This window comes from Streptomyces sp. MP131-18 (genome assembly GCF_001984575.1).
In the GTDB taxonomy this organism is placed as follows: Bacteria; Actinomycetota; Actinomycetes; order Streptomycetales; family Streptomycetaceae; genus Streptomyces; species Streptomyces johnsoniae.
In genome coordinates this window covers 2,183,388-2,192,975 of the sequence record NZ_LZNS01000001.1, presented here as the reverse complement: position 1 = coordinate 2,192,975, position 9,588 = coordinate 2,183,388, and the positions used below count along the sequence as shown (strand labels likewise).

The 9,588-nt window shown below is 63.5% G+C and carries 9 protein-coding genes and 1 pseudogene; 6 read left to right on the top strand and 4 right to left on the bottom strand.

The window, feature by feature from the left end:
* Positions 1-145 precede the first annotated feature (145 nt).
* Both STBA_RS09585 and STBA_RS09580 read left to right on the top strand, forming a co-directional pair.
* Positions 146-370, top strand: a pseudogene (locus STBA_RS09585) (IS256 family transposase); the annotation flags it as partial.
* Positions 371-536: 166 nt separating this feature from the next.
* Complete coding sequence (locus STBA_RS09580) at positions 537-1,460, top strand: aminoglycoside phosphotransferase family protein (RefSeq protein ID WP_077058841.1); 924 nt, start codon at positions 537-539, stop codon at positions 1,458-1,460.
* 10 nt (positions 1,461-1,470) lie between these two features.
* On the opposite strand, the gene STBA_RS09575 is transcribed toward STBA_RS09580, so the two are convergent.
* A complete protein-coding gene (locus STBA_RS09575) occupies positions 1,471-2,721 on the bottom strand; it encodes a tetratricopeptide repeat protein (RefSeq protein ID WP_171987871.1) in 1,251 nt (416 codons plus the stop codon).
* A gap of 380 nt (positions 2,722-3,101) precedes the next feature.
* On the opposite strand from STBA_RS09575, the gene STBA_RS09570 reads away from it, so the two are divergent.
* The 4 genes from STBA_RS09570 to STBA_RS37105 all read left to right on the top strand — a co-directional run bounded on the left by STBA_RS09570 (position 3,102) and on the right by STBA_RS37105 (position 5,847).
* The gene (locus STBA_RS09570; RefSeq protein WP_077058840.1) at positions 3,102-3,641 is read left to right on the top strand and encodes a bifunctional DNA primase/polymerase; all 540 of its coding nucleotides are present in this window, start codon (positions 3,102-3,104) and stop codon (positions 3,639-3,641) included.
* Between the two features lie 29 nt (positions 3,642-3,670).
* Positions 3,671-3,952 carry a hypothetical protein gene (locus tag STBA_RS09565; RefSeq protein ID WP_077058839.1) on the top strand — a complete coding sequence of 94 codons (282 nt, stop codon included), beginning with the start codon at positions 3,671-3,673 and terminating at the stop codon, positions 3,950-3,952.
* Between the two features lie 18 nt (positions 3,953-3,970).
* Positions 3,971-4,285 (top strand): hypothetical protein, encoded by a 315-nt coding sequence (locus STBA_RS09560; RefSeq protein WP_107485011.1) that lies wholly within the window; start codon positions 3,971-3,973, stop codon positions 4,283-4,285.
* Between the two features lie 929 nt (positions 4,286-5,214).
* Complete coding sequence (locus STBA_RS37105; RefSeq protein ID WP_143659463.1) at positions 5,215-5,847, top strand: hypothetical protein; 633 nt, start codon at positions 5,215-5,217, stop codon at positions 5,845-5,847.
* Between the two features lie 361 nt (positions 5,848-6,208).
* Here the strand turns inward: STBA_RS37105 and STBA_RS09555 are convergent, their stop codons facing one another.
* From STBA_RS09555 to STBA_RS37100, 3 genes are all read right to left on the bottom strand, one after another.
* The gene (locus tag STBA_RS09555; protein ID WP_077058837.1) at positions 6,209-6,595 is read right to left on the bottom strand and encodes a hypothetical protein; all 387 of its coding nucleotides are present in this window, start codon (positions 6,593-6,595) and stop codon (positions 6,209-6,211) included.
* Between the two features lie 182 nt (positions 6,596-6,777).
* Complete coding sequence (locus STBA_RS35590) at positions 6,778-8,511, bottom strand: DUF2326 domain-containing protein (protein WP_079251823.1); 1,734 nt, start codon at positions 8,509-8,511, stop codon at positions 6,778-6,780.
* 212 nt (positions 8,512-8,723) lie between these two features.
* Positions 8,724-9,509 (bottom strand): ABC-three component system protein, encoded by a 786-nt coding sequence (locus STBA_RS37100; protein ID WP_143659462.1) that lies wholly within the window; start codon positions 9,507-9,509, stop codon positions 8,724-8,726.
* Positions 9,510-9,588 lie beyond the last annotated feature (79 nt).

Sequence of the window (9,588 nt, the reverse complement as noted above, 5' to 3'; positions counted from 1 at the left end):
GGAGTTCTGAGGCCGTCCGCCGATCAGCCAAGCGGTCGCGGGGCACATCACGGGGCTTTCGAGGTGTTCCGTCCAGGGGCCAGTGCGTGCGGCGGCGGTAGGACTGTAAAACGAGTGGTGTATCCCGATCATGGAAGATGCATCTGTGACCAGCGAGAACACGTCCAAGAGCGGTCCCGTCGAGGCGGCTGAGCCGCAGCCTGCAGCGGCAGTGGAACAGCGGCTGATCGATCAGCTCGTCGATCGTGCCCAGGCCGAGGGTCTGCAGTTGACCGGTGAGGGTGGGCTGCTGCAGCAGCTGACCCGGCGGCTGCTGGAGTCCGCACTTGAAGGCGAGATGACCGATCACCTGGGCTATGACCGGCAGGATTCGAACCTGCGCACACGGCTCCGGAGGCCGGGGGAGCCCTGAACGGGCAGAGAGCGCGCGACCTGCGGGGGAGAGGTGTCCGGATGGGGCACGGAAGCAAGATCATCACGTGGTGATTACGTAGGCCGCCTGTCCGGCAGGGTCGGGTCCGGGTAGCGTCGGAGACATGATCTCGGGTGACGACGCGACTGGACATGCGGCGGCGTTCACGCCGGAGAGCGCGGGCGCCATCCTGGCGGAGGCATGCCGGACGGCCGGCCTCGACCCGGCTGGGGCTGAGTTGCTGCGGCTCGGGTCGAACGCCGTGTACCGGCTGGCGTCCGCGCCGGTGGTCGTCCGGATCGCCCAGGACCCCGGGGCTCTGGGCGAGATGGAGCGGGTCGTCCGTGTGGCGCGCTGGCTGGCGGCGGAGGACTTTCCCGCGACAAGGGTGGTGCCCGGCGTTCGACAACCGATCGTGGCAGGCGGGCGGGTGGTCACCTTCTGGGAGAACGCACAGGACCGCGAGGAGTACGCACGGCTTGACGAGCTTGGTGACCTGCTTCGGCAACTTCACTGGCTGGAAGAACCCGAGTCGCTCGGGCTGCCGTACTACGACCCGCTCTCCAAGCTGCTGGCTTCTGTCCGTGAGCTGGACGGGATAACGCCGGATGACCGGACCTTTCTTGAGGAAAGAGCCGGCCGGTTGCAGAAGGACTACGACCGGCTGGACTTCGTGCTCCCGTTCGGCGCTATTCACGGTGACGCGAACGTGGGCAACGCCATCCGACACCGGGACGGGCATGCCATTCTCATCGATCTGGATGGCTTCTCGCTCGCTCATCGGGAGTGGGACCTCGTGCTGACCTCGCTCTACTACGAGCGGTTCGGGTGGCACAGCAAGGCGGAGTACGAGTCGTTCGTCTACCACTACGGCTTCGAGCTGATGAACTGGCCCGGGTATCCGGTGCTCGCCGATGTGCGTGAGCTGATGATGACACTGTGGCTCGGCAAGCGGGCGTCCGTGGACGCACGAGTTGGAGAGGAGTTCGCCCGGCGGGTCAACACGCTGCGCATCGGGGGGAGCCGGCGGGACTGGCGGCCGTTCTGAGCGGGATCGCCTACGGGGCGGGTGCAGTGCCCGTAGCGACCCAAAGCCGGTGCTCTGCCGCCTGTTCGTAGAAATCACGGGTGGCGGCCGTGGTGCCCACCGTGGCGAGACGCTGGCGGAACTCCGCGAGATAGCTGATGCAGCGCGCGGACTTCAGCTGTTCGCCTAGATCCAAGGCATCGAGGGCGACCCGGCAGGCTTCCTCCGGGTCACCGGCCCGGAGGTGGGCGTCAGCCAGAACCATGGTGGCGAAGAAGTCACTCCGGACGTGGCTGCCGCTCATCGCGTTCTCTGCATGCTCGACGGCCTTCCGCGCCCTGTTCACATCGCGGAAGCAGTGCGCGGCCTCGGCGGCGAGTTCGGCCTCGTCGAAGTAGGTGATCCACTCCGGCTCGTCGCCGCTGTTCCGGCTCTCCAGCGCCTTCGTTGCCTCGGCAAGGGCACGCTCGCACGCGCGTGTGTCTCCGGTGCGGGCCAGGGCTCGGGCCTCCATGGCGTGGAACTGGGCGCGCAGGGTGGGTGTCGCCACGCCGGAAATGCCCATCAGGGCGGCGCGGGCGAGAGTCGCGGCCTCGGCGTAGCGCCCGAGAAAGGTCGCCTGATGGCTCATCGCCGACAGCACGCTTCCGGCAAGCCGACGGTCGTCGCCGTCCTGAGCCAGGCGCAGCGCCTGCACCAAGTAGCGCTGGCTCAGGCCGTGATGACAGGCGTCGTAGGACATCCAGCCTGCGAGAAGAGTCGCCTCGGCCGCGGTGGAGAACAGCGCACGTCCAACGGCCTCCTTGTACTGGCCGTTGAGCAGCGGCGCCACCTCCCGCGTGAGGTACTGGATCACGGAGTGCCGCGCGTGGTCTCCGCCGAAGCGGTCATCGAGCTGGGCGAACAAGTCCGTGGTCGTCTTGACCGCTGCGACGTCCGCCAAGCCGACCCGAACGCCGGTCCCGTTGTCGGCCGCGAGAGGCGATGGGTCCGGAGCCACGAGCCAGGTGACCGAAGCCTGATGCCATGCGTGTTCCGACGGCTGCGAGGTGAGCAGTGGCTCGTAGCCGTTCAGGTCGGCGCGCCACAGCTGTGTCACGGCGGTGATGGCGGTCTCGGGCGACGCCGGATAGCCGGCGTCAAGTAGCGCGCCGTCGTGCCCGCTGAGATGGTTCAGCCCCAGTTCGGCGGCGCTTACCCCGTATGCCTTGCACAGGAGAGGGCCGTAGAACTCGTCCGGGGCGCTGTGGCCGTTCTCCCAACTGGCGATGCGGCGTTTCACGCTGGCGTCCGTGGGGAGCGTGTCGCCCCGCTGGGCCGCGGCTGCCCGCATCTCCCGAATGAGCCGCATCTGACCCCAGCCGCGGGCCTTCCGAGTGTGACGCAAGAGGTCACCGGCAAACCGGGTGTCCTCGGGCATGGCCACCTCCGGCCTCATCCACTGCGTGCTGGATTTCTGACTCTACGGAGTCGAAGCCTCACACGGAACCGGTCTCCGGAACTCGTCGACCGGGATGGCTGGGTGACGGGGGATGACGTGGAGTCGGTTGGCTCGTCATCCCCCGTCACCCGGCGTCATCTCCCGGAATCGCGCCGGTGGCCCGAGCCTGGTTGCAGGGCGGCCACCGGGTCGCCGACCGGCGCGAAGCGAGGTGAGTGGGCATGCAGATGATGACGCGGCGGGGCATGGATTGGCTGTCCGAAGCGGCGGACTTGCCGGAGCGATGCCGGGAGGTGTGGGCCGACGACCCGCGGCGGCCGTACGCGCTGACCACTGGCCGGGTCTTCGACGTGGTCGTGCTTGAACAGCGCGTCGGCGTCGAGACGTTCGACCAACTGGAACGACACAGCATGCCCCTCGGCCCAGTGATGGCCGATTGGGCCACGAGGCAGATCGGTTTCTTCCTGCCGATCGGTTCGAGGGATCGGTTCGCGCGGACGCTGTCCGTGGAGTCGGCAGATCCGCCCGCGTACCGGTACTTGGCAACCGGATCGGTCGTCGTCGTGCCCGGGCCGATGCCGCTGACCGGCGATCGGTACACCTGGCTTCGTGCCCCGATGGTGCGGCTGGACTCCGCCCCCACGCGCGCACTGGCGGTCGCTGCGATGTTGGTTGCGGCTGACGAACTGGTCAAGCGGGCTGAGCGGTACAGCGCGGAGCTGGCGGGCCGGACTGGTTCGGGAACGGGAGTTGGGCAGTGACTGGTGGCAATGACCAGCCGAACGAGCCGATGGACTCGGCCGACTGGTCGCCGATCCACAGCCGCGAGTGGTACGCGGCGCGGGAAGCGGTCGCCGCGCTTCGAGACGTACTGATCGCGGCGCGCCTCGACACTGAGTTCCCGTACCTGCGGGCGGACCTCAACGCGTTCGGCATGGGGTTGATCGAGCTGGGCCGGGTTTCGCCGGAGACGGCTGAACGGCTGGCCGAGCTGCTGCGCCTGGCCCTGACCTGCGAGCGGGAGCACCAAGGCGCGAGCGAGGCGGGCGGTCCCACGGAACACGGAAGCTAGCGGGGAGGAGCGAACGACATGACAGACGTGCGTGGAGTATGCGCGGGGAGCGCGGAAGAGTTGGCCCCGGGAGTGCCGTACGTACGCGGCTGGGCGGACGCCAAGCGTGCTGCGGACGCCCTTGCCGAGCCGCTGCGGGTCCTGGACCTGCAAGCGATCTTCGCGCAGCTCAAGCCTGATGTGAATGTGCACGGCGAAGGGGTCGTGCGGCTCGGCACGGTCCGCCCGGCGGCGGCTCACGCCCTGGCCACGTTGATCATGACCGGGCTGACGGTGGAAGTGCTGGCGGAGTCGGCCGACGGCGCGCCGACAGGGCCTCCACTCGACTCCTGAGCCGCTTCGACGAGACCCCCGGACTGCTGCGGTGGTGAGGTCCCGCACCGGCCCGGGCCCGGCCCCGCGCGCCGCCGTTCGCCAGCGTCTCCTGGCGTCAGCGGCGCGCGGGGCCTTTGTGACGAGGTCGGTCCTTTCTAATTCGTGTCGCGACGGTCGGACGGTTCGTCGGGCCATGTCGAGGTGAAACGTAGGGTGGCAGACGCACGAGCAGGGGACCGGGAAGCTTGACCGGACGTCCTGCCCGGGCTGGGGCCGGACATGTCGATTCCTGCCCCGAGGCGTTGGCCGAGGGCTCGCGGGCCGTCCGTCCCGGCCTTGGATGCCCCCGTTTGCCTACGTGCGCCGCCGGGCCGGACCGGCGCGCCAGCGCCGCAGCCGAGCCCGAGCGGCAGCACGTAGGCGGCAGCAGGTGACGACCTCATTGCGAACTACGGGCGGGCCGATCGCTGAGGTCTCTCAGGCTGGTCAGCCAGCCACCTGGGGCCGATGGTGGCTGGCCCCGGTCGCTGCGGTTTCCTACGCCATCTTCCCGGAGGCAGCTGGCATGAATTGACGCCCGGTTCCGGCGTCTCACTCGGCCCGGTTCTTGACCTCTTCGGCCAGTCGACCACGGCGGTCGAGGCACGCTGACCCTCGACTTCTGTGACGGCACTGCCCTGCCCGTCTCCCCGGACCCACAGTTCGAGTTCCGGCACCTGGCCGGCCGCGGCATCACTCCCATCACGGTCGGTCCGGCGGGGAAAAACGCTGGGCAGCATGACGAGGCACCCCACTCCGAGGTGTCTACATTCTGATCTGTAGCTCTACACGGACCGGTCATCTACGGTCGTTGTGGTCGTGGCTGGGCTGCCACGAGCCACGGTCGGCCGCTGCCGGACGTCGTGGTTGCTGTACTGAAATGCTGTACTGCGGTGAAGCCATGGAGTATGAGCTACTGGACGGATCTCGCCTCACAGTCGTTGGGCGCACTGGTGGGAACCTTGACCGGCGGAGCGATCACGGTACTCGTGGCACGCTGGCAGACGAACCGCTCAATTACCGCGCAGGCCACCCTCGCAGCTGCGGAGCATGCGGCCAGCCTGCGGCTCGATCAACTGAGCCAGGTCCGAGCCAGGTCGAGCGACGCGGCACTGACCCTCCTTGAACGATTGGCCGACCTGTACGCCTGGCTGCCGTCGTTACCCGACGTATCAGCTGAGACTCCCTACTTCAGCAGCCACGCTCGCGATCACTGTCAGGAAGCCATGGAATCAGTACGTCGCGGCATGATCACCGACCTCTACGCGATCAATGATCAGGAGGCACGTGAGCGTTACCGTGAACTGGTTCGTCTGGCCTACGACGTCGGATGGCGAAGTCTGGGCTCGGGGAACCGGGTACGGCAGATACGGGATGTAAAGCACTACCTCCGCTACGTTCAGCACTCATTAGAAGCGCTCATCGACGGAAGCCCTCTCCCCGACCATGTGGATCCACCGATCCTCGACCGCCCCGAAGGGGAACCATGGCAACCACCCGCCGCCCCCTGGTACTGGGATGACCCCGCCGGCGGAAGCTGACCCCCTCGTTGCGAACTACGGGCAGGACGGTCGCTGAGGTCTCTCAGGCTGGTCAGCCGGCCACCTGAGGCCGATGGCGGCTGGCCCCGGTCGCGGCGGTTGCTGTACTCCTCTGCTGCACCGCAACCGAGCTCCGCCGGGCACCGGCCGGCGGCGCCTGCTGTCCGAGAGGGCTGTCCATCGGTTCCCACCAACACGCTTTCCAAGTCTGTTGGTGGCCCCGTGAGCCCCGTCCCGACACGTTCACCAGCGTTCATGGGCGGCTTCCCCCTGTGGAAGAGCTGGCGTCTGGTCTCGGCCGAACGGCCGTGTGCGGGGTTGAATGAGACGGGAACTGAGACGGCGACGCGAGGCCCGTCCTTCACTCCTCTCCGGGTGGGATGAGGCGATCGGCGCTCTCGGCGTCGTCCACGTGGCCGTGGGCATCGACGGTGATGGGGGCCGCTCGTCCCCTGACTGTGATCAGCCATGTGAGCACCTGCTCCGTGAGCGGCCCCTTGTCTGGGCCCTCGTCGGTCCAGTACGCGCGCCAGCCGCCTCCTGGTATGGCGGCGACCACCTGGTCGGCTCGCTCCAGGTGGGAGAAGTCCGGGTAGTCCGTTACCGGGCGACGTGTGCCGTGCTGCGGATCAACCACGAGGGCGACGCCTGTGGTTTCATGCCAAGCGTCCACATCCACGGTCCGACCGATCATCGTGTCCGTACCGGTGAAGATCGCGAGCCAGCCTGTGCCGTTGAAGTAGTGCATGTGGTCATTTTCCCTGATGGGCCACCAGCGTAGCGGTGTGAGTTACCCATTCGGGTGCTTCGGTTGGAGCCTGATCTCGGGTGATACCGACACTGACGGCCGTATGTTCGGAGGGAGCGCCGCCTTGTCATCTCCATGCCTCACCGTCACTGACGCCCGACTGAGCTGAAAAGTAGGAGTTCCTAGAATTGAATTCCCAGGATTCCACCTTCTTCGGTATCCAGGACAATTCTTCTCGTTCCATCCCGGAACCAATTCTCCTCGCGAACCGACTCGGGGACATCGTTGCTATTCATCGTGCAAATATATTGGCAGGTGTTATCGGTTACTGTTTCTTTCACCAGCGTGAGAGCTGCAGCGATTTGCCGAGGATCAACCCCGTCAAAAACGACTGAGTCGTGTACCACAAAACCCGGATGATGCCCTTCGCCGACTCCTTCTGACATCAACGTCAAGTCAAAGCAAAGGAGTTGCATGCGAGTGACACCGCCACTCGCTGACGTTGACACCCTGATGCTAAATTTGTGGCCTAGATCATCGACTTCGGCAGTGAGAACACCTCCCACCCCGTAAAGCTCCTGCATCATCCTGTCGAACTGCGTGGCCACATCGTCCAATTTGCGCCTATTGGAATTGAGATCTCGTGCGGTCTCCTGACGCAATTGGGCTTTTTCGAGCCTAACGTCTTCTAAGGCCTGCGCTACTTCTCGCACGTTACGCAAGGCGGCCTCGATCTCCGCCACGCGCGCTGCCGCCTTAGAACTTTCGTCCTGAAGTGCAACAAGTTCTTCGAGTGCCCCTCCGGCGTTGAGGACGGCCAAGATATCATTACGCGCCCGAGTTAGTGATCTAATCCTTTCGTCACGTTCTGCCTGTTGTGACCGCAATCTTTCCAGCTCGACGGAGAGGAATCTGCGCCTATTGCTCATCACCTGTCGATGGAAGGCTTCTACTGCCTCGAAACTTTGCAATGCGTCTGCGGAGAAAGCGCGCTGCATTTCCTCGTAAAGATCCGCTACAACGGCAGCGCTGGGCTCGCCTGTATCGTGGCCACCTTCGATCGACTGGGCGTACAGTTCGATCATGCGACGATCAACTAGAGCTTCATTTCGTAGTTCCTTAAGCTCTTCGGTCACACTATCGGCGCGACTGATTAACCTGTCTGGGTCATCAACAATCTGGAAGTTTGCGACACGAGAACGAAGTTCCTCCAGTTCCCTTTGAGCTTCAACCAGCTCTAGCATTAGCTCCGGTTCGGGTCTGAGTGCCCGCGGAAGCAAGTTCTTCTTCGTGGCCTTCGCGATTGCCTTGTAAGTAGTCGCGTTTTCCTCTAGTCGAGAAAGGTCACGCACCAGTTCCCAGTTTAGATTCAGCAGGTAGGCAATGTGCTGCCTTGAGCTCCAGGCTGCTTGCTGCGGAATAATTTTTAGGGGATCTTTAACGGCTTCCGTTCGGATTACGTAAGAGAGAAGAGTTCGCGGCGAGATGCCGCGATCTCCACTTACCGAAGGGCGATCCAGTGAGAAAAGCCCGAGCCCTAGAAGGAATTTCCAGTCGTCAACAGATACTGATGTACTTTCGTCAACGTAAGGTTCAAAGGCGCCCGACAAGGCGTTCGGGTACCTTAGGTGAAGTCGACTTCCCCCTTTGACATTGCGGGTGGCAGTGATCGTCTCTCCGAAAAGGTCGAGTTCAAGGCTGAATGACCATCCAGATGCCCCGAGAGGGGCTAAAGGTTTAGCGAGTGTCCCCCCAAGACAGTAATTAATGGCCTGTATGAGGGTGGTTTTTCCCCGCGCATTTCTACTGTGCTTTTCTGACGCGCCAGGCCCCATGTCGGCCAAAATTACGTTGAATCCCGCCTTGAACGTAATAGGTTGGAAGGAGTCGAAGTTAGCGGAGATTTTACGCAGCATCTTCTATCACCTTCACGAGCTGTTGACCCTCAAGCTGCAAGAGCCTCAAGCCGACGAGCACGTCCAACGTCAAGACGTAGCGCTCGAATGGGAGGTCACCAAAAAGGGTGCGGTAGGCAACCCATCCGGCGCCGACCGAAGCAGACGGCGGCATGTGTCGGTAGAGTTCCGCAGCATGTGTTGCAACGCTCTCTGAGGCTTTGAGGTAGCGATTAGGCAACAGGATACTCATGCTCGAACAACTCACAGGCTTGAAATAGATAGGCGACTGTTGCGAGCGTGGCGGCGTGCAACTTCTCTGTTTCAACTGGACCAGCGTTGTCCAGCGCGACGGCGCATATGTACTCAAAAAGATCATCGCCGCCAAGTCCGTCGGCGTAACCTCGGTAATATTCCTGTTTAAATCTGGCGGCTAGTCGATTGCCGAAATTGGGCCGCATTCGCCCGATTACTCTGACGAACTCATCGACCTCATCGGCCTTTGCTAAACCTATTCGAATTCTTTCCTCGGAGATGGAGCCGAGAGAGTTAAGGTCAATCTTATCTTGGATGCCTATTGGGATAATGATTTGGTCATCGGTTCTCTCCTCTCCCATGCCTATGAACTTGCAAACTAGCTCAAGATCGTCGAAGCCTATCTGCCCCATGGCGTGACTCATTGCCCGAGCGACAGTACGCTCATGCTTTTCTTTGGCGTCTCGGAGGAAAGTGACAGTATGGTAGGCGAGCTGGGTGTCGACGATATCGTGATGTGGGCCACAGAGGTAAATTAGATTATCTGCGCTACCTCGCTGGGCTGTGGTCATCTGAGCGTCGAATCGTGGCCCGCCGTTGCTGGCCGCGCAAATGTGTGCGACTTTACCGACGGCTTTGTGCTGGTCCTCAGCGGCTCGTGCATCGATGCTTAGCGGGATGCCGCAATTCGGGTAAGCACACCGATCGCCACTTCGTTGGATCACGATTCGCTCCTGAGCCTTCGGCACGAGATCGCGCGCCATCGCTCCCCTCCCCTGACGAGCTCTCAGTCGTGTTGCAGCTTACGGCCCCGAGGCTGTGAGGTAGAAGGGGTCTCGCGAC

Coding starts and splice junctions, on each gene's coding strand:
- STBA_RS09555 (WP_077058837.1), bottom strand. CDS start 6,595: ATGCACTACTTCAACGGCACAGGCTGGCTCGCGATCTTCACCGGTACG.
- STBA_RS09580 (WP_077058841.1), top strand. CDS start 537: ATGATCTCGGGTGACGACGCGACTGGACATGCGGCGGCGTTCACGCCG.
- STBA_RS09560 (WP_107485011.1), top strand. CDS start 3,971: ATGACAGACGTGCGTGGAGTATGCGCGGGGAGCGCGGAAGAGTTGGCC.
- STBA_RS35590 (WP_079251823.1), bottom strand. CDS start 8,511: ATGCTGCGTAAAATCTCCGCTAACTTCGACTCCTTCCAACCTATTACG.
- STBA_RS37100 (WP_143659462.1), bottom strand. CDS start 9,509: ATGGCGCGCGATCTCGTGCCGAAGGCTCAGGAGCGAATCGTGATCCAA.
- STBA_RS09570 (WP_077058840.1), top strand. CDS start 3,102: ATGCAGATGATGACGCGGCGGGGCATGGATTGGCTGTCCGAAGCGGCG.
- STBA_RS09565 (WP_077058839.1), top strand. CDS start 3,671: ATGGACTCGGCCGACTGGTCGCCGATCCACAGCCGCGAGTGGTACGCG.
- STBA_RS37105 (WP_143659463.1), top strand. CDS start 5,215: ATGAGCTACTGGACGGATCTCGCCTCACAGTCGTTGGGCGCACTGGTG.